Source organism: Dyadobacter luteus (assembly GCF_003383615.1).
In the GTDB taxonomy this organism is placed as follows: Bacteria; Bacteroidota; Bacteroidia; order Cytophagales; family Spirosomataceae; genus Dyadobacter; species Dyadobacter luteus.
In genome coordinates this window covers 321,155-340,926 of sequence record NZ_QNUL01000001.1, presented here as the reverse complement: position 1 = coordinate 340,926, position 19,772 = coordinate 321,155, and the positions used below count along the sequence as shown (strand labels likewise).

General features: G+C 44.3%; 14 protein-coding genes. 11 read left to right on the top strand and 3 right to left on the bottom strand.

Annotated elements, in window-relative coordinates:
• Positions 1 to 2: 2 nt before the first annotated feature.
• On the top strand, positions 3 to 1,241 hold the full coding sequence (locus DSL64_RS01360; protein ID WP_115828838.1) for a DUF4374 domain-containing protein: 1,239 nt from the start codon (positions 3 to 5) through the stop codon (positions 1,239 to 1,241).
• An 81-nt stretch (positions 1,242 to 1,322) separates the two neighbouring features.
• On the opposite strand, the gene DSL64_RS01355 is transcribed toward DSL64_RS01360, so the two are convergent.
• Positions 1,323 to 2,621, bottom strand: coding sequence for a M20/M25/M40 family metallo-hydrolase (locus tag DSL64_RS01355; RefSeq protein ID WP_115828837.1), 1,299 nt, complete (start codon positions 2,619 to 2,621; stop codon positions 1,323 to 1,325).
• 239 nt (positions 2,622 to 2,860) lie between these two features.
• On the opposite strand from DSL64_RS01355, the gene DSL64_RS01350 reads away from it, so the two are divergent.
• The 4 genes from DSL64_RS01350 (at position 2,861) to DSL64_RS01335 (ending at position 7,171) form a co-directional block, all read left to right on the top strand.
• The gene (locus DSL64_RS01350) at positions 2,861 to 3,430 is read left to right on the top strand and encodes a Crp/Fnr family transcriptional regulator (protein ID WP_115828836.1); all 570 of its coding nucleotides are present in this window, start codon (positions 2,861 to 2,863) and stop codon (positions 3,428 to 3,430) included.
• A 166-nt stretch (positions 3,431 to 3,596) separates the two neighbouring features.
• Entirely contained in the window at positions 3,597 to 4,982 is a 1,386-nt protein-coding gene (locus DSL64_RS01345; RefSeq protein WP_115829137.1) for a TolC family protein, read from the top strand.
• 26 nt (positions 4,983 to 5,008) lie between these two features.
• Positions 5,009 to 5,968 (top strand): HlyD family secretion protein, encoded by a 960-nt coding sequence (locus DSL64_RS01340; protein ID WP_115828835.1) that lies wholly within the window; start codon positions 5,009 to 5,011, stop codon positions 5,966 to 5,968.
• Between the two features lie 24 nt (positions 5,969 to 5,992).
• Positions 5,993 to 7,171 (top strand): ABC transporter permease, encoded by a 1,179-nt coding sequence (locus DSL64_RS01335; RefSeq protein WP_115828834.1) that lies wholly within the window; start codon positions 5,993 to 5,995, stop codon positions 7,169 to 7,171.
• 38 nt (positions 7,172 to 7,209) lie between these two features.
• Here the strand turns inward: DSL64_RS01335 and DSL64_RS01330 are convergent, their stop codons facing one another.
• A complete protein-coding gene (locus tag DSL64_RS01330; protein WP_115828833.1) occupies positions 7,210 to 8,085 on the bottom strand; it encodes a helix-turn-helix domain-containing protein in 876 nt (291 codons plus the stop codon).
• 173 nt (positions 8,086 to 8,258) lie between these two features.
• Between DSL64_RS01330 and DSL64_RS01325 the strand changes: the two genes are divergently transcribed.
• The 6 genes from DSL64_RS01325 (at position 8,259) to DSL64_RS01300 (ending at position 15,207) form a co-directional block, all read left to right on the top strand.
• Positions 8,259 to 10,442, top strand: a complete 2,184-nt coding sequence (locus DSL64_RS01325; protein WP_115828832.1) for an alpha-galactosidase — start codon at positions 8,259 to 8,261, stop codon at positions 10,440 to 10,442.
• A gap of 90 nt (positions 10,443 to 10,532) precedes the next feature.
• Complete coding sequence (locus DSL64_RS01320) at positions 10,533 to 10,874, top strand: L-rhamnose mutarotase (protein WP_115828831.1); 342 nt, start codon at positions 10,533 to 10,535, stop codon at positions 10,872 to 10,874.
• 30 nt (positions 10,875 to 10,904) lie between these two features.
• Complete coding sequence (gene fucP / locus DSL64_RS01315) at positions 10,905 to 12,158, top strand: L-fucose:H+ symporter permease (RefSeq protein ID WP_115828830.1); 1,254 nt, start codon at positions 10,905 to 10,907, stop codon at positions 12,156 to 12,158.
• Positions 12,159 to 12,202: 44 nt separating this feature from the next.
• Complete coding sequence (locus DSL64_RS01310; RefSeq protein WP_115828829.1) at positions 12,203 to 12,991, top strand: SDR family oxidoreductase; 789 nt, start codon at positions 12,203 to 12,205, stop codon at positions 12,989 to 12,991.
• 28 nt (positions 12,992 to 13,019) lie between these two features.
• A complete protein-coding gene (locus DSL64_RS01305) occupies positions 13,020 to 14,036 on the top strand; it encodes a zinc-binding alcohol dehydrogenase family protein (protein WP_115828828.1) in 1,017 nt (338 codons plus the stop codon).
• A gap of 91 nt (positions 14,037 to 14,127) precedes the next feature.
• Positions 14,128 to 15,207, top strand: coding sequence for an AI-2E family transporter (locus tag DSL64_RS01300; RefSeq protein WP_115828827.1), 1,080 nt, complete (start codon positions 14,128 to 14,130; stop codon positions 15,205 to 15,207).
• A gap of 16 nt (positions 15,208 to 15,223) precedes the next feature.
• Here DSL64_RS01300 and DSL64_RS29220 read toward each other — a convergent pair whose 3' ends face one another.
• Positions 15,224 to 19,579, bottom strand: a complete 4,356-nt coding sequence (locus tag DSL64_RS29220; protein WP_115828826.1) for a PAS domain S-box protein — start codon at positions 19,577 to 19,579, stop codon at positions 15,224 to 15,226.
• Positions 19,580 to 19,772: the final 193 nt, after the last annotated feature.

Here is a 19,772-nt window from a genome sequence, read left to right as displayed (position 1 = left end):
TAATGAAAAAGAACATAATCAGGTTGTGGATGCTTGTGGGGATTGCCAGTTTTGGCCTTCTCTCTTGCAGTAATGATGACAATAAATCTGAAGAAGTAGCACCCTCAGAGCAGCACTTTGCTATATCAGCATGGTTGCAAAGCCCGGATCAATACATAGCATCTGTGCCTTCTTTGATGAACGATAAGGATAGTCTCACATTAAAAGGGAAGGGGATTGAAGCGCAGGGATCGAGGTATTTGTGGCATAAGCAATATGTTTATCAAATGAATATACTCGAAAAAAGATTCATTCAATATGAGATGAAAGCTGATGGCACAATCTCGCCTAAATCTTACATACTCACCGACGGTATCGTTCCTAACTATTTCATGTCTTTGAATGTAGTTGATGACAATACGCTGCTTGTATTAGGTGCTTTGGATCCCAATAAAGGTCAGGCAGGATGGGCCAGAATACGCGTGAGTGATTTCTCTGTTATTGATAAAGGTACTTTAACAGTTCCTTACGATGCTGCCAAACCGGACGTTTCCTTTTCCCTGGGACGTGGATTCGTTGATAATGGAAAGTTTATCATGGGGGGGTACTTCTACGACGCGGCAGCCAAGGGGTACGTTGTTGATGGGGTAAAAGCTTTGGTATACGATTATCCTTCTATGACCAATATGAAAGTGATTACTACAAACGTGACAAACGGAAGTGTAGGTTACGATTATCTGCATTCTGTTGACAAGGATGAAGAAGGAAATCACTATTTCGTAGTAAGTGCTGGTAAATTCTGGACTGGTTTGGGAGGTAAATCGGGCGTAGTGAGAATCAAAAAAGGTGCTGCCGAATTTGATAAGGATTATTTCTTTGATGTAACCACACCGGTAGGTGATCAGGCTTGTCTGATGGGATTGAACTATGTTGGAAACGGGATTGCATTCGGTACGGTTCAATACGAAAATAAAATGACTTCGGTACGTGACCGGTTGAACGATGTAGCGCAGGTAGTAAAGCTGAATCTAAATACGAAGGCGGTGACAGTTATGACTACCCCTTTGAGCCCTGTGGGTATGGTCAGATCGCCGTTGGTGTTCAACAACAAATATTACACGGGTATCAGTCCGGTTGGCAAAAAGGCATACATCTATGAGTTTGATCCTGCCGGCGGAGCGGATGGTTTCAAAAGAGGCCTTGCTTTGGATGGAGGAGGATCAGTGCAGGTGCAGTTGATCGCGCCTCATCCTACGAAATAAGTTTAGGGTATAAACAAACAAAGGAGATCGCTTTAACCGGCGGTCTCCTTTGCTTTTATATAACTCCTTATAATTCAGATCTTATTTGGCGAAGCCAGCTTCAGCTAACAGCAGCAAAAGCGCATTCTGAATTGCCAGATGTCCTTTGTCGTTATACCACCATTCGTCCAGCGCGTGCGCATTACCGCCCGTGCCGCCACCGCCAATCGTTACACATGGAATGCCCAGAGACAAGGGAGTATTGGCATTGGTAGAACTCATGCCAAGCATTGGTACCGAGCCAAAAAAGTCCGCAACCGCAGCTGCTCTTTGAACCAGAGGTGCTGTTTCAGCCAGAAAGCCCGTCGGACGGTCGCCTACATTTTTTACATCCACAGTCAGGTCTTCGCCCATTCTTTTGATAGCATTCTCTTCAGCAAGGCCGCGTTTGATGGCGGTTTGCAAAAGCTGATTAATTTGTTTCAACTTTTCAGGACTCTCTGAGCGCATATCCACTTCCATCCAGGATTCAAAAGGGATGGCATTCACCGAAGTGCCACCGCCGATTACACCAATATTATAAGTAGTTTTCTCACCTGTTTTAGTGAATTTATCGGCTTCCACTGTAAAGTAGTGAATTGCTCTTGCCAACGCGTTATGCGGATTCACCAATCCGAAAGCACCGTAGGAGTGTCCGCCCGGACCTTTGAATGTAACTTTGTAACGAAGTGAACCCACGCCACCGTTTACGATTCTTCCAACACCTCCGCCATCAACAGCAATGTGCGAGTCAATCTTCAATCCATCTTTACTGTAGAGCTGCTTCACACCGCGTAAGTCGCCGAGGCCTTCTTCTCCCACAGTACCAATTACATATACATCGGCCTCTGTCTGAATTTTATTTTTGTTTAAAGCTTTCAAGACTGTAAGTACAATAGCAAGTCCGCGCGTGTCGTCTCCGATGCCGGGAGCCTTCAGCGTATCCCCCGCATACCTGACTTTTACATCAGTCCCCTCAGGAAATACTGTGTCCAGGTGCGCATCAATCACTACTTTCTTTTTGCCCGACTTGCCTTTCCGCAATGCAATCACATTCCCGACAGCATCCGTCCATAATGAATCAACACCGATCTCAGAAAGCATTTTACCATACTGTTTTCCACGGACTTCTTCAGCAAACGGAGGCGCGGGAATCTCGGTGAGCAGTATATGGTCTTTTCTGGTTTCGGGCTCTAGATCCAGAATGGTTTGCAAAGCAGCCTTTACCTGCGGTTTTGAGCCGAGTGCAGTGATTTCCTCTACGAATTCCTTTTTCAAACCGACTCTCTGAGATTTAGGTTTCTGGGCAAAAACGGCGGTCGATGCAATGCAAAGGCAAACGGCAAGTATTGTTTTTTTCATTTTGGAATAACAATTAGGTAGCAAGAGACACTTTCAATATCAGATAGGTCAATCAAATGAAATATTGAATTAAATCCAAATAATGCAATTTGATTCCTGTAAATACTTTCTTTTGTGATATAGTGATCTGTATTTTCTGTGATTATATTGATATTATTCTGTGGTCAGAATGAGTGTAACAGCACCTGTTTTTGGACATGTCCTCATAGTTGAACATATTACAGAAGAAACAAGTACCTATGGATTTACTCACCTACTTCAAACTGATCACGACCATTTCTGCCGAAGCGGAGAACGGAATAGTGACCGGGTTTAAACAGCAACAGCATCCCCGCAAGCATCACCTTTGCAAACAAGGACAGGTGGTCAATCAGCTATATTATATTCAGAGTGGGCTGGTTCGCATGTACTATATCAACAAACAAGGCAAAGATGTTACCTATGGTTTTTATACCGAACAGCAGTTTGTGACCGTTCCAGATAGTTTCTTCGGTCATTCGGCAAGCCGCTATTATCTGGAACTGCTCGAAGACTGCGCTTTATATGCAGTGAGCTATCAGGAAATGACACGGCTCAGGGAGAAACACTCCGAATTGCAATTGATTGAAAACCATGTATTAAGGGAGCTTTTGTTAAAGGTCTCAGATAGGATTGTAGCACTACAGTTTTTAAGCGCAGAGGAGCGGTATATCAAACTTGAAGAATCTCAGCCCTCTATTTTACAGCGTGCTCCATTGGGCGCTATTGCCTCTTATCTGGGCATAACCCAGGAAACACTTAGCCGGATCAGAGCACGGCGGCTTTCCTAGTAGTACCATTCTTTAAAATTTCTAAAATGGCGGTTTTACTGCCGCAATACTTCTTTAATCAATACATCACTTTTTGCTCTCTTTCGGTGCTTTTTGATCTATGTCAAAAGAACTGAGGGCAGGTATGGGGAAATTTGTATCATCAAAAAATGCAAATCGAACCATTATGAAAAGGATAATGAAATTGGGGTTAGGTTTTGTGGCAGTACTCGGAGCAACAGACGTGTTTGCCCAAAACGCACCCGGTCTGGAAGAACTGGTTTCCGCAGCACTTCAGAAAGATCATGGTCTGGCCGTGAAGCAACTGGACATCGACCTTACCCACATAGATCAGCGAAAATTATCGGAAACATATCTGCCACATATGGACTTGTCGGGTAAGTACGCATTTCTCGCCTCGGGAGTTAATCTGAGTGCGCCGGTGAACGCCGTACCGGAACTCGGTATTGCTTTGCCAGCTATGGACGAGTCATTTACCAATCGCGCCAATCTGGTTACAGGTGGACTAAAAGCGGAAATGCTGTTATACTCCGGTGGCAAAGTACCTGCCCTTAAAAGAGCATTGAATCAAAAGCAAAATGCACAGAAGGCTCTGCTCGAAACTGACAGACAGCAAATTATATCCGACGTAAGCACAGCATACGATCAGCTTGCTTTACTCAAACAGGTTAAAGTGGTGCTGGCCGAAAGCGGTAAAAGACTGGATGCCACCGCTGCGATCGCCGACAAAGCTTTTGAATACGGTCTGATTACCAAATTTGAACATAAGAAAATAGATGTGAGCAGGGCTCAGCTTGATGCCAAACGTCAGCAGTATGAAGGAAAACGCACCCTGCTTATCCATTTGCTGCATAAGTATACGGGTATAGAAACAGAAAGACTGGAATTGATACATCATGATCTGAATGCTTTCTATCAAAATCAACCCGCAGCTACTATAGAAGGCAGGGCGGAGCTGGCTGCACTTGACGCAGGTATTTTGGGACAGCAATATAAAATTGAAGCAGCCAAAAGTTGGTGGAAACCCAAAGTGGAAGCGTCTGCTTCGCTTGGTTATCTGAACCTGTTTGGCATGCAACTGAAAGCAACAGAGCCATTTCCAACGGGAAATACGATGACTTTAAAAACAAACAAACTGGAGCTAGTGCCCAATTTCAATGTGGGTGTCGGATTTAAATGGGATTTGTTTGATGGAAATAAAGGAAAAAGAGAGGTGCAGCAATCTAAAATTGAATTGCAGAAAGCCCGTCTTGAAAAGGAAGAAGTAGTTGAAAAACTGGAGCTGAACCTGATCAGGCAAAAAACAGAGCTGGCACAAGCCGGGGCAGAGATGAGCGCTCGTGAAAAGCAGAAACAGGTGGCTTTTGATGCGCTTACTCAGGCTTCCAAAGAGTTTAAGACAGGTTTAATAAAAACGTCGGATCTCGTTGGTGCTGAGACAGATTATCAGAATGCTGCGCTGGATTATCTGCAGGCAGTATTTGACCAAAGACGGGCCGGTATAGAGCTATTGAAAGCAACAGGGAGCCTTACCACAGAAGCTTTGAAATAAAATATCAAACTAAAAAATTTAAAAACATGAATACGAAATCAATTTTGCCATATACACTGATAGTGAGTTTATTAATAGCCGGCTCGGGCTGTTCTGAAAAAACACAGAAACCTGTTGAAGGAAAGGTGAAGAGAGAAACTTTAGCATTTGCCCCAAAGGTTACCGGAAGGATCTTGAAAATTTATGTGCAGGAGGGCGACTTGGTGCAAAAGGGCGATACTCTGGCTATGCTTGATGTTCCTGAAGTGAATGCGAAACTGGCACAGGCCAAAGGAGCTGTGAAAGCTACCGGAGCGCAACGCTCACTGGCGAGAAACGGTGCTACAGACAACCAGATCAAACAGTTAAAAGCCAAACAAGCAGGTACAAAAGAGCAATACCATTTTGCTGAAAAGTCATTTGCAAGGGCAAAGGCTATGTTTGCCGACAGTATGATAACGCCTCAGGCTTATGATGAAATGGTGGCCAAGTTTCAGGGAGCACGCGCGCAGCTGGATGCAGTAGATGCCGAGCTTGCAGAAGCGCTGAGAGGTGTGAGAACAGAAACACAAACCGCATCGCAAGGACAGGCCGACCAGGCCTTAGGTGTACTGCAGGAAGTGGAAGTGGCTTATTCTGAAAGATATATCATCGCGGCCAACGCTATGCAGATCGAAACCATCACACTGCGCCAGGGGGAATTGGCAACAGCCGGTTATCCTGTTTTCAGCGGTTATTTGCCGGGAACTACCTATTTCCGCTTCACCGTTCCTGAAAGCCGTATCGCGGCCTACAAAAAAGGTGAGGAGCTCACAGTACATATTCCTTACACCAAAGGTGAGTTGAAAGCTACCATTCAGAATATCAAGCAGCTGAACCGCTATGCCGATGTTACAAGTGCCTACCCGGATTACCAGATTGAAGATGCTGTGTATGAGCTGAAAGTACAGCCACGGGACGCGCAATATGCCGAGAGCCTGCTGGCTAACGCAACAGTGGTTTTGTAATCTTACTTTTTCATGACCTACACTATGAAAACTTTCAAAGAATTAGTGCAAAGAGAATTCAGGTTGTTTTTCGCCAATCGTACGTTGTTGTCCGTGATGATCTTCGCTCCGATCATATATGCAGTCCTGATCGGATTTGTATACAAAGAAGGAAAGGTGACAGAATTGCCGGTGATCGTTGTTGATCAGGATAATTCACCACTGAGTAATAAGTTGACAGATATGATTGAAGACAGCGAAAGGCTGCATATCAAACAGATCAAAAGAGAAAACACAGGCACACAGGAAGACTTGCTGAATTCACAGGCGGTGCTGGTGGTAACAATCCCTGAGCGTTTTGAAGCAGATGTATTACAGAAAAGGTATCCTGAGGTAAATACCTTTATCAACACGGCTAATCTGCTTACCGCTAATATGGCATCTCAGGGAATTCAGTCAGTATTAGGCACTTTCAGCGCAGGAATAGAAATACAGGGGTTGATGAAAAAGGGCGTTCCTCAGGCGGCAACGCAGTATGAGCCTTTTAAGTCGAATTATATCCGCCTTTTTAACCCAACCGGAAATTACTTCACTTTCATGTGGCCGGCAGTTTTGGCAGTGGTTTTACAACAGGTATTGCTCCTGGCATTTGCCGTAAGTTTTGCTTCTGAATTACAAAACCGAACTTTTCAGACAGAGCTGATGAGCTATACGCGTAATTCTGTGCTGGCTATTTTTGTAAAAGCGCTTCCGATTTGGTTGTTAACGATCGGTGTATTGGGATTCTATTACGTGATGCATGGTGTATTTCACGCGCCTATGCCCGTGTCGCTGCAGCCCTTTGTGATTACAACATCTATGTTTGTGCTGGCTATTACATTTATGGGTATACTCTTTAGTGTTGTGATTCCGGACGCACTGAAAGCTACCCAGATCCTGATGATGTTTTCAACTCCGGCGTTCCTGATCGGCGGTTTTAGCTGGCCTTTGTCTTCCATGCCTGAAGGAGTTCAGTTTATTGCCAATCTGATTCCGCTAACTCCGTTTTTGAATGCGCACAAAATCCTGCTGATCGAACAGGGAAGCCTGCAAAATGTGCTGCCATTTGTAAAACACCTCGGGATTCAGATCATAGCGTACGGAGTATTGGCCATCGCTGCATTACAGTACAAAATGAAAGTGTGGAGTAAAGCGGAAACGGGAGTAGTTTCGGTTGAGGGTTAAAGGGTTAAAGGGTTAAGGGGGGGGGGCAGCTGATCGCCCTAAACAATATGATTATTAATCTTATAATGGGTCGGACTGAGTCCGGTAACATTTTTGAATATTCGGGAAAAGTAAGAAAGACTTTCAAAACCTGTTTCCGAGGCTATTTCAGAGAGGGGGAGAGATGTAGTTGCAATCAGAAACTGTGCTCTCTCCACTCTCTTTTTTTGTAAGTAGCTCAATGGTCTTTCTGATGTGTAGCGCTGAAAAAGCCGGGAGAAGTAATTGGGATGCTGGCTGGCACGCTCCGCAAGCTGTTCGACGGTGATGTTGGTGTGCAGGTTGGTTTGCATAAAATGAATGGCCTCCAGAATCCTGGATGGAATTTTTGTATCCTTTTCATTATGAAAGTCATTTCTATTCATAAACCTTGACATCAGTTGCAGGATTAACCCCTGTGTTTCAATATAATCGGCAAATGGTATCAGGTTATTTCGTTGACGGAAACCGGCCAGTGTAGGCTGCTTGTCATACAATTTGGGATTGTCCGTTTTGCCCAGGTCCCGCCCGGGATTGAGGCTGAGAATTCTTTTGAAAATCACCATGTCCTGTTCGTTGGAAGCTATCTTATGGATCTTTCTGCTGGTGGCAAAAAGAGAATTCCCGTCTGCACTTTCTTCCAGTACATGGATATAATACTGACTCAGAAAATCGCTGCAATGATGATTACAAATTGTAAAACTGGGAACCAGGTACAAAAAACCTTTTTCCAGTATCAAATCCTGACTACTGTCTCCGAGTGAGCCCGCGCCGTCATCAATCAGGTAAATACGGTAAAAAGGGCTGATTACATTGTGGTAATTCCAATTTTTGTTCAACCGGATGTGGTCCGCATTTAATAAGGAAAAACTGCCTTTGAAGTCATTATTCTGCATAATCCAGTATTCAGTATCTTTTTTGACTTCTTCTGAATCCTAAAAAAAGTCTGATTTGTTCAAATGTAAGCTAATTTTGTACAATTACTGCAAATAATTATACTATACATTTGTCTGGTAAAATGCTGACATGCATTGCTAAACCTTGATCTCCATATATCTCCCAGCCGTCTATGAGATTTTTTCTTACCGGTATTCTGATTTTGTGCAGCCTTTCTTTGTCAGCTCAGAAACTGTCTGGCTGGAATAAGGCTTTTGAGACGGCAAGTCCGGTAGACTGGTTGATAAAACCGGTTGAGACAAAAGCAGGGATATATCAGTCTGCAGATGGGAAAGATATCATTCTGTATAATGGACTTTTGCAAAGGACGTTCAGAAATACGCCTGATCTTGCCTGTATCAGTTTCAAAAATCCAACTACGAAGCAGGAGCTGGTACGCTCGGTGCAGCCGGAAGCCAGAGTTGTGATCAATGGCAAAAATTATGCAGTTGGTGGCCTGACGGGACAAAAGGAGAAGGGCTATCTGCTGACCGGATGGGTCGACAAAATGAAAATAGCAGACAGTGCTTTCCACTTCAAAAAGTATGCTGTTTCAGACATTCAAGACGAGATACAATGGAAAACGTCGATGTGGACAGGTAGTTCAAAAATGCCAACTGGAAAGAGAATAAGTTTCTACTTCGAATCAAACTTTCCTGCTTTAGAAGGAATTCTGGTACAGGTGCATTACGCTGTGTACGACGGGATACCGTTGCTGCGTAAATGGGTGACAATCCACAATAATGGTAACGTAAAAATTGTTGTTGATCAGATTGTTAACGAGATTTTGGCAGTTGCTGAGGAAGAAAGTGCGGTTGTAGGAAGTCCTGAAAAGATGAGTAAACCCAACGGTATTTATATAGAAAACAATTTTGCTTTTAATAACGCCATGCGCTATCCGCTGAGTGATCAGGCGACTCATTGGAAGATTGATACCACGTATACATCTCAGGTAAATTACGATTTTCAGACTCCCTGTTTACTCGAAGTTCACCCGAAAGTTCCGGTGGGTGTAAGTTTGAAACCAGGTGAATCGGTCGAATCTATCAAGACCTACGAACTACTGCAGGATTCCTATGACAGGGAGCGAAAAGGGCTGGCAATTCGTAGAATGTACAGGACTATTGCTCCCTGGGTTACGAGCAATCCGATATTTATGCATCTGATAAGTAAGAATGATCAGCAGGTCGTCACTGCCATTGACCAATGTGCGGCAACGGGTTACGAAGCGCTGATCCTGAGTTTTGGAAGTCACTGCAATATGGAAGACACTACAGCTGAGAATCTGAAGAAGTGGAAAAAGCTTGCTGAATATGCACACAGCAAGAAGATCTTTATTGGCAGCTATTCTCTGTTTAGTTCGAGGAAAATCAGTGATGAGGACGATGTCATTGATCCTAAAACAGGAAAACCCGGAGGCGCATTTTTTGGAAACGCACCATGTATGGGAAGTAAGTGGGGGCTGGCGTATCTGGAAAAGCTTAAGATTTTTATGAAATATACCGGGTTTAGTATCTTCGAAAATGATGGTCCTTATCCCGGGGATGTTTGTGCTTCACAGAGTCATCCTGGCCATGAAGGTCTTCATGATTCGCAGTGGAAGCAGATGGAATTGCAGAAGAGCCTTTACCGCTGGTGTAACGAAAATGGGGTGTACGTCAATGCGCCTGACTGGTACTTTCTGGATGGTACCAACAAAATTGCTCTGGGGTACAGAGAGGTCAATTTTTCTCTTTCCAGAGAGCAGCAGAAAATACTGAACAGACAGAATATTTTTGATGCTACATGGGCTGAAACGCCATCTATGGTCTGGGGTTTTGTACCACTTACAAAGTATCAGGGTGGTGATGCTGATGCAATTCTGGAGCCGCTGTCAGAACATTTGGATGCTTACGAGCAGCTTATGATGCAGTATTATGGTGCAGGAATTCAGGCTTGTTACCGTGGTCCGAGGCTTTACGACACAGAAAAAACGAGGACGACTGTATCCGGTGTGATCGATTGGTACAAGAAATACAGGAATATTCTTAATTCAGACATTATTCACCTGCGCCGTGCAGACGGGCGGGACTGGGACGGTATTATGCATGTGAATCCTGCTTTGAAAGAAAAAGGGCTGGTGATGTTGTATAATCCCTTGAATGAAGAAATAACCCGCGATATCAAAATTCCTGTCTATTTCAGCGGGCTGCACGATTATGTGAAAATCCGGGAAAAAGAGGGCGAGGCGAAAAGTTACAAGGTAAGCAGGAATTACGAGGCGGGTATTTCGGTCAAAATTCCTGCAAATGGCTATACCTGGCTTGTCTTAGAATGAATTGATATTGAACGAAACGAAAAGATATCTGAAACATCGCATTGCGGAGATTCCGCCAACTTTAATTAAACACTTGCTTAACCCAAGATTATGAAACGATTTTGCCTTGCAGTGGATCTGAAAGACGATCCGAAACTGATTGAAGAGTACGAAAAATGGCATAAGCCTGAGCACGCTCGTCCGGAGATAACCAAAAGTATACTGGATGCCGGAGTGACCAGTATGGAAATTTTCAGGTTAGGGAATCGCCTCTTCATGATCATGGAAACGGAGGATGATTTCACATTTGAAAACAAGGCGAAAATGGACCAGGATAACGAAAAGGTGCAGGATTGGGAAGAGTTTGTCTGGAAATTCCAGCAACCACTGCCCTGGGCTGCTCCGGGCGAGAAATGGATGCTGATGGATCAGATATTCAAACTCACCAACTAATTAAACATCTCATTCTCTAATCATAAACACATGGCTGATCGTAAAACAAGACTGGCTGTCATACTGATAACTTCTCTGTTTTTTCTCTGGGGCTTTGCCCTCAATCTCAATCCTATATTGATTCCGCATCTGAAAAAGGCTTGCCAGTTGAGTGATTTTCAATCTGCACTGATTGATTCCGCTTCCTACATCGCTTATTTTCTGATTGCCTTGCCAGCCGGTCTTTTTATGAAACGATTCGGGTATAAGGCAGGTATCACTTTAGGACTTTTGCTTTTTGCATTCGGAACGTTTCTGTTTTACCCAGCTGCAGAAATGCGACATTTTGGTTTCTTTTTGGTGGCCCTGTTCATCATCGCCAGCGGACTTACCATGCTTGAAACAGCTGCTAATCCGTACATCACCGTATTAGGTGATGCTGATTCTGCCACGCAACGGCTCAATTTTGCACAGTCTTTCAATGGGTTAGCTGCATTTCTGGCTCCGCTCATGGGAGGCACATTTATACTTTCCGGAAAGACACTTTCAGAACAGGATCAGCAAAGTATGTCTGTTGCACAACTCAATGATTATCTGGATATGGAAGCGGCTTCCGTACAAATGCCCTTTGTTGTAATTGGTATTGTGGTACTTGTGGTGGCCATTCTGATATGGAGAACCACACTTCCTGAAATTCAGGACGAAGAAGAAGAGTCTGCGCAGGTTTCCGGTTCGATCATGAGTGAAAGAAATCTTATCCTGGGTGTAATCGCTCAGTTTTTTTACGTGGGAGCTCAGGTATGTATCAGCAGTTTTTTTATACGCTTCGCAGATCACGTGGCGGGTATCGAAGAGAAAACGGCAGCGTACTTGTTGTCGGGGGCTTTCCTGAGCTTTATGATCGGGCGCTTTATCGGGACTTATCTGATGAAATTTATCGCACCTCCAAAGCTGCTTGCCTTATACAGTCTGATCAATGTTGTGCTTTTGGCTGCGGCGGTCACTACAACAGGGATGTTGTCTGTGTATGCGTTGGTGGGTGTACAGTTCTTTATGTCGATTATGTTCCCGACTATTTTCGCGCTTAGTATCAGAGGTCTTGGCGCAAAAACCAAAATGGGATCTTCACTTGTCATTATGGCAATAGTCGGAGGAGCGATTTTTCCCGTAATCATGGGACAGGTTTCGGATGTATCCACGATTCAGGTTGCTTACATTGTTCCGGCTGTTTGTTTCCTGGTTGTATTCTATTTTGCGATCAAAAATAATTCTATCAAAAACGTAAAGCTCGGAGCATCACACTAGTTGATCGCTGTGAGTTTATCTAACATTATTAAATTTTAAAAAAAATGAATCTGAATCTGAAAGATAAGGTGGTTATTGTAACAGGCGGGGCCAAGGGAATCGGAGAGGGGATAGTGCAGGTACTTGCGGCAGAAGGCGCCATACCGGTGATTATAGGAAGAAACGCTGCTGATAACCAAAAAGTAGTGGATGAGCTGAGTGCAAAGGGTTTTAAATCATTCCAGGTTGCTGCTGAACTGACACGCCCCGAAGAATCTAAAAAAGCTGTAGATGCCGTTCTCGCAGAGTTTGGCCGCATCGACGGACTGGTTAATAATGCAGGAGTTAATGACGGTGTGGGGTTGGAAAATGGCAATTATGAGGACTTTATAGCTTCATTGCATAAAAATGTGGTGCATTATTATCTTATAGCCCAGCACGCATTGCCTGCCTTAAAAGCATCTAAGGGAGCAATTGTAAATATCAGTTCCAAAACTGCAGAGACTGGTCAGGGGGGCACTTCGGCTTATGCGGCTGCAAATGGTGGAAGAAATGCGCTGACACGTGAATGGGCAGTTGAACTGCTTAAATATGGAATCCGCGTAAACGCGGTGATCGTGGCAGAATGCTGGACGCCTCTTTATGAAAGATGGATTGAAACACTTCCGAATCCTACTGAAAAACTGGCTTCGATCACAGCTAATATTCCTTTGGAAAACCGGATGACTACCGCTGAGGAAATTGCGAATATGACTGTGTTTTTGTTGTCCGAACGTTCCAGCCATACAACAGGCCAGCTCATTTATGTAGACGGCGGCTATGTGCACCTGGACAGAGCACTGGCTAACTCCTGATTTTAACATTCTTTTTGAGTACTGATAAATGAATACATTAGTTTGTACAACGCCGGGGCAGTTTGACTACGCGCAAATATCCCGCCCGACCCTGCAGTCCGACCATACAATTATTCGTATCCGCCGTATTGGTATCTGCGGAACTGATTTACATGCTTATGAAGGCACGCAGCCATTTTTCAATTATCCCCGGATATTAGGGCATGAGCTTGCCGGGGAGATCGTAGAAACACATGGAGCAGAAGGGTTTGAGGTGGGAGAATCTGTCACTTTTATTCCCTATTTCAATTGTGGTAAATGTGTCGCATGCCGCAACGGGAAGCCTAACTGCTGTACGGATATCAAGGTTTTTGGAGTGCATATTGATGGAGGGATGACCGAGTATGTTTCCGTTCCTTCTTATTCGCTCGTTCATGGCAACGGATTAAGTTTTGATGAGCTGGCTTTGGTAGAACCCCTGGCCATTGGGGCACATGGCATTCGTCGGGCGGCTGTTTCGTCCAACGACACGGTGTTGGTAGTTGGTGCCGGACCTATCGGTTTGGGAACGATGGAGTTCGCACGTATTGCGGGAGCTACAGTTATTGCCATGGATATCAACGAAGACCGGCTAAAATTCTGCCGGGAGAAATTGGGCGTGTCTCATACGGTGAATGCTTTGACTGACAATGTGCATCAAAAACTTGCTGAGTTTACAAATGGAGATATGCCCACGGTAATTATCGATGCGACGGGAAATCAGAGAGCAATCAATAACGCATTTCAATATCTGGCGCATGGAGGCACATATGCGCTGATCGGTTTGCAGAAAGGAGAAATCAGTTTTGTACATCCCGAGTTTCATAAACGGGAAGCTACGCTAATGAGTAGCCGTAATGCAACCCGCGAAGATTTCGAACATGTGATTAGCAGTATGAAAGCGGGCTTTATAGATCCGACAACCTATATTACGCACCGTGTGGCGTTCGGAGACGTGAAGGCAAATTTCGAAAACTGGCTGAATCCTGACTTTGGAGTAATTAAAGCGATGGTTGAAGTACTTTAACAACGGACTTTAATATAATCCCGGGTACAATCCGTAAGCGCCTACCACTTTGTGGAATGATTTTTGGATACTATTCAGAAATCATTGATATATGGATAATCAAATTACTAAAATCCTCCGTTGGGTAATGCTGCTTATCGCTTTGCCAGCCGGATTGTACCTGGGTAAAACTTTCCTTGCGCCGCTTGCTATTGCCGCTGTGCTTTCCATGATGCTTATTCCCGTCATGGACTGGCTGATGAAAAAGGGACTGGGACGTGGATGGGCTGTGGCTGCGAGTACCTTTGTTCTGATTCTTTTCTTTCTTTTTCTGGGAGGACTGATCACGATTCAGGTTAAAATGATCGCTAAGGATTGGCCGGAGATTGAAAAAACTTCTGTGAAACTTCTTGAAGACGCGCAGGCTTTTATTGAAGACAAAGCAGGTGTGGATCCCGATCAGCAGCTTGAACAGGCAAAAGGAATGCTTGCAAGCCTTGGCAAAGGGGGACCGGCCGCGCTGGGAACTGTGGGAGGAGCCATTGCCAGTACCATTCTTGTAATTGTGTATGTAGTGCTGGTACTTTCTCAGCGCGAGCGTTTTAAGGAGTTTATTTTATTGAATGTAGAAGCCGGCGAACAGACCCGGGTGCGCAAAGTGCTGAAGGAAATCCGTAAAACCTCAGGCGGATACTTTTGGGGAATGTTTAAGGCGATGCTTATTCTTGCTGTTCTGTATGGAACCGGATTTCTGATCGGAGGGATCAAATATGCGCCTCTTCTCGCTTTGATTGCCGCTGTTTTCTCATTTATTCCTTATCTGGGCAATGCTATCGGAGGAGGGCTTGCTGCGATGCTGGCGATGGTATCGGGTGGCTTTACGGCAGTTCTGGTAGTGATCGGTGTTATGTTCGCAGCTCAGATGATCGATAACTATATCACACAGCCGTATGTGGTTGGAAAAGAAGTCGATCTGAACCCGTTTATGACGATTGCCTCAGTGATCGGTTTCGGGCTCTTATGGGGTGTAGCAGGAGCCATTATCGCTATTCCGATCACCGGCATACTCAGGGTGAGTTTCCACCATTTTAAAGAAACGCGCTCTTTTGCATTTTTGATGGGTAATGAAAAGCCCGATTCTGCGCCGGAAGGTATCCGGCAACAGAGAGCTAAAATCAAAAGTATCGACTAGCGCCTAAGTGCTGCTCTTATTTAACTGAGGCAATCATGGGCATTAACACCTGTGATTCCTGCTGAAGTTCGGAAACCAGATACTCGATACGGTTTTTATCAAAAGATGTCATGTGCTCCAACTCCTGGGTGATTGCTGTTACCTGGTTCATGAAGGCAGACGCAGATGCACCCTTAAGTTTATGGGCAGCATTTTTGATACCTGAAAGGTCGTTGTTTTGGTAGTGCTTATTCAGATCAATAACACCCGCTTCCAGCGCTTCCTCTGTAAGAGTCAGGAATTCAGTGATGAATTCCTGGTCGTCCATGTAGGTTGTTTTTAGTAACGCAATGTCGAAATGCTCTTCCTGGTTTTGTTGAGTTACTTTTGGTGTTTCTTCCCGGTGTGCACCAGGTTGGGCGTATCGGGAAATAATCGTTCTGATAGAATCCTCAACAAACGGTTTTGCCACAAAATCATTCATTCCCGCATCAATACATCTGTCTCGTTCACCTTTCACATTCCCTGCTGTGAGCGCAATAATGGGAACATAGCTATTGCTGAAAATATTACGGATTGCAAATGTTGCTTCATAACCATTCATTTCCGGCATCTGAACATCCATAAATATCAGATCCGGTTTGACGCGCTTGCAATGTTCAACAGCTTCCAGGCCATTGGCTGCTTCCAGAATTAGCCCTGCAGGAACAACCTTGGAGATAATGGTTTTGGCCAGGAACATATTCACTGGATTATCTTCTGCGATCAGGATAGTCAAGATGTCCTGATTGATGTCAATAGGATCCGTAGTACCGGCTGGCTCGTTAGCGTATTCCTTTTGCGACAGCCTTGATAAGCAAAGATGTATATCGTTGATTTTTAGGGGTTTCATGAGTCGGTAATTGACCTTCAACTCCTCACACCCTTTGATCACAGTAGCGTCGTCTGCAGAACTGTTCAGCAAGACAATCGGAATATTCTCCGTTTTCAAGGGAAACGTATTCCGGATATGCCTGATCGTTTCCAGCCCATCCATATAAGGCATATGGTAATCCATCAGAATGGCATCGTAAACTGCTTCCGATTCGAGTACTTCCAGTGCTTCAAATCCATTGGTAACCTGATCCGACCGGATATGCATCAATTGCAGCATCCGTTCCACGATAAGTCTGTTGTTCTGGTTATCATCTACGATCAGTACACGTCTGATGGATTCTGCATTGTCCCAGATGATTTGCTCACCGGGCTCTGATGTCATAGTCAGGTCAAAGAAGAACGTACTCCCTACACCATGCACGCTGCTAAGCTGCAGGTGACTGCCCATCATAGCGAGCAATTTGTTGGAGATGGTCAACCCGAGCCCGGTTCCGCCGTATTTCTTGGTTGTCGAGCCATCCTCCTGAAGAAATGCGTCGAATATCTTCGCCTGTTTTTCTTCTCTGATCCCGATCCCTGTATCGCGTACAATGAAGCGGCAGGTAATGTGATCGCTTTGTTCAGGATGGTAGTTTAGTATTTCAATTTTTAATTCTATTTCCCCGCTTTCGGTAAACTTTGCCGCATTACTCAACAGGTTAATCAGTACCTGTTTCAATCTGATTTCGTCTACCCATACAAAACGAGGCAGTTCCGCGGGAATATTCAGCAGCATTTCCAACCCTTTATTCTGTATCGGGAAAGAAATGATGTCTGCCGATTGAGACGTAATATCGAAAATATCACACTTGTCAATATCGAGCTCCAGCTTACCGGCTTCTATCTTGGAAAAGTCAAGGATGTCGTTGATGATACTTAAAAGCGCATTGGCCGATTGATTGACAATCGTCAGATACTGCTTCTGCGTATCATTCATATTGGTTTTTAGTACCAGATCGGTAAACCCGATAATACCATTCAGCGGTGTTCTGATCTCATGGCTCATATTGGCCAGGAACTCTGATTTGGCAATGCTTGCCTGTTCTGACTGTATTTTCGCCTGTTTCAGTTCGTGGCGCACCAATGTGGCTTCTGTGATGTCTTCTGTAAACATCATAATACCACCTACCGAGCCGTCATATTGGTACCAAGGCCGCACTTCCCACTTCAGATACTGGTCAATATCCCAACCTGGAGGACGCCACAGTTCTTCATCACAGGAGATAGTTTCACCTTTTAATGCCTGTTGGTGATGCTTTTTCCAGTGCTCTTTTATGTTCGGGAAAATGTCGTAATGGGAAATTCCGATAATGTTTTGTTCTGTGAGCCGATACTCTTCCATCCATTTCCTGCTCACGGCTATGTATTGTATGTCTCTGTCGAACATTGCTACAGCTGCCGGGGCGTGTTCAACGAAAGCAAGTAAGCGGGCTTTTTCGTTAAAGAGTTCCTGCTCAGCTTTCTTTCTGGCTGTCAGGTCGGTAGCTACGCCAAGGTAACCAATCACTTCATCGTTATGATCCCTGATTGTTGTAGTAACAAGCGTAACTGGCTTAAGCTCACCTGTTTTGGTGCGGTAGGTCCACTCCCGCACTTCGGATTTATTAATTTCTGCTTTATGTACAAATATTCTGAAACCTTCTATCGGGGATCCAAACTCCTCAGTCAGCTCCCTGGAACGTATCTGCATTTCAGAAAGCAGGTGCAACATGCCAGGCTGATTAATCCCCACCATCTCATCAGCGCTGTAACCAAGCAGATTCTCCGCTCCCTTATTGAATACAGTAATAAGCCCGTCGGTGTCTGTTGCGATAATACTTACCTCAGAAGCTGCATTCAGAACATCGTCGAGAAGTTTTTGAGAATTGGCAGTTGCCAGTTCGGCTCTTTTCTTTTCGTCGATGTCCTGGTACATACCGTAAAGTTTTAAGCCCTTTTGTCCATCCGACTCTGCGTGTCCGATGGTCCTGAGCCATTTACTTTCTCCGGTATGGGTAGTAATTTCCAGTTCCAGATCATAGCTTTTTCTTTCATCAATAGCAATCTGAACGGCTTCAGTAATTTTTTTTAACGTTTCTTCATGTTTGTACAGATGCCTGATACTATCGACATCAGGAATATAATCCTGATCTACTCCCAGAATAGATTTAGTAACATCCGACCAATATACCTGGTAATTACTCATGTCGACCTCCCAGCCGCCTACACGTGCCATCTGACTGGTTTGCACAAGCATGTTTTGCACCTTTGCAAACTTTTTAGCCAGCTTCTGACTTTCGGTAACGTCAATCGAATTGCCTACAATATGGTGTTGTCCATTCTCGGTGGTTACAAGAATATTTTGATAGTTCCATATTCTATGCGAGCCGTCCAGGTGGCGGGTAGTCATCAAACCGCTTGATACGCCGTTTTCCTGAATATCGATCAGATATTGTCTGAGTATAACATGATGCTTTTCCGGAATTATATCAAACAGGCTCATTTTCAATATCTGTTCCTTATCATAGCCTAAAAGCTTGGCGCCTACTGTATTGACAGTAAGAAATTTTCCCGCAAGGTCATGTGTGCACATGAATCCCTGTGAGTTCTCAAAAAATGACCTGAAATTATCTTCGCTGATTTTAAGCTTTTCCTCCTTAAGTTTTTCTTCTGTTACATCCCGGCCAATACAGAACAGGTTTCCGGTGCTCTGTTCTGTGGTTGTAACCCATTGAATATATACATAACTGCCATTCTTGTGCCTAACCCGATGTATTGCTGTAGTAGTAGTCTCACCATTTATCAGGCTGGACAAATCCTCGTTCGTCCTGATCTTGTCCTCAGGATGTACCATGTCCTGGAAATGGGTATTGAGGATATATTGTTCATCCCAACCCAGAACATTCGTAAATGCAGGGTTTATTTTCTTAAAATATCCGTCAAAGCTTGCGATGCAAATCAGATCATTACTGAGATTGAACAGCCTGTCGAAATTTCGGCGCTCATCCTTTTTTCTTTGTTCGAGAATCAGCGAAGTAGCCTGATCCGACAACAGTTTCAGTGCCTGCAACTGATCGTCTGTAAGTTTCTTTTTCTCAGAACCTGAGACACAGAAAGCGCCGAGCGTGTAACCGTTAGGATCTATAATGGGATATCCTGCATAAAATCTTACAAAGGGCTCCCCGATAACGAACTTGTTGGTTGCAAAGCGCTCATCCTGAGTAGCGTCCTCAATTTGCATTAATTCTTCTGTCAGAATGGTATACTGACAAAATGAATCCTCTTTGGGAAGCTCTGCCAGATCCATTCCGTATCCTGATATAAACCACTGGGTTGTATCGTCGATCAGGGACAACATCGATATCGGCGTACCACAGATAAGGGATGCCAGCTCAGTCAAACGATCAAATTCACGTTCTTTGACAGTAGCAAGCGTTTTATATTCACGAAGGGCCTGAAGCCTTTTAGCCTCATGATCATTAAGAGGAGAAAAGTTCATTTCGATGTTGAGTGTCGCATTCTAAATGCCATAAATCTCCGTATTTTTTTCCAATAAATAAAGTGACAACACTTTCACGTAAAATGCCGGTAATCAGGATCAGTTCACAATAGCTACTTAGGTGCTGTGTAGCTGTAAAGTAGGCTAATGTTTAATTAACAAGCGAGATGGTTTTTAATCAGCGACAAAAAAA

Excerpts from the sequence above, each read along its gene's own strand:
- DSL64_RS01360 (WP_115828838.1), top strand. The coding sequence starts at position 3 with ATGAAAAAGAACATAATCAGGTTGTGGATGCTTGTGGGGATTGCCAGT.
- DSL64_RS01355 (WP_115828837.1), bottom strand. The coding sequence starts at position 2,621 with ATGAAAAAAACAATACTTGCCGTTTGCCTTTGCATTGCATCGACCGCC.
- DSL64_RS01350 (WP_115828836.1), top strand. The coding sequence starts at position 2,861 with ATGGATTTACTCACCTACTTCAAACTGATCACGACCATTTCTGCCGAA.
- DSL64_RS01345 (WP_115829137.1), top strand. The coding sequence starts at position 3,597 with ATGAAAAGGATAATGAAATTGGGGTTAGGTTTTGTGGCAGTACTCGGA.
- DSL64_RS01340 (WP_115828835.1), top strand. The coding sequence starts at position 5,009 with ATGAATACGAAATCAATTTTGCCATATACACTGATAGTGAGTTTATTA.
- DSL64_RS01335 (WP_115828834.1), top strand. The coding sequence starts at position 5,993 with ATGAAAACTTTCAAAGAATTAGTGCAAAGAGAATTCAGGTTGTTTTTC.
- DSL64_RS01330 (WP_115828833.1), bottom strand. The coding sequence starts at position 8,085 with ATGCAGAATAATGACTTCAAAGGCAGTTTTTCCTTATTAAATGCGGAC.
- DSL64_RS01325 (WP_115828832.1), top strand. The coding sequence starts at position 8,259 with ATGAGATTTTTTCTTACCGGTATTCTGATTTTGTGCAGCCTTTCTTTG.
- DSL64_RS01320 (WP_115828831.1), top strand. The coding sequence starts at position 10,533 with ATGAAACGATTTTGCCTTGCAGTGGATCTGAAAGACGATCCGAAACTG.
- fucP (WP_115828830.1), top strand. The coding sequence starts at position 10,905 with ATGGCTGATCGTAAAACAAGACTGGCTGTCATACTGATAACTTCTCTG.
- DSL64_RS01310 (WP_115828829.1), top strand. The coding sequence starts at position 12,203 with ATGAATCTGAATCTGAAAGATAAGGTGGTTATTGTAACAGGCGGGGCC.
- DSL64_RS01305 (WP_115828828.1), top strand. The coding sequence starts at position 13,020 with ATGAATACATTAGTTTGTACAACGCCGGGGCAGTTTGACTACGCGCAA.
- DSL64_RS01300 (WP_115828827.1), top strand. The coding sequence starts at position 14,128 with ATGGATAATCAAATTACTAAAATCCTCCGTTGGGTAATGCTGCTTATC.
- DSL64_RS29220 (WP_115828826.1), bottom strand. The coding sequence starts at position 19,579 with ATGAACTTTTCTCCTCTTAATGATCATGAGGCTAAAAGGCTTCAGGCC.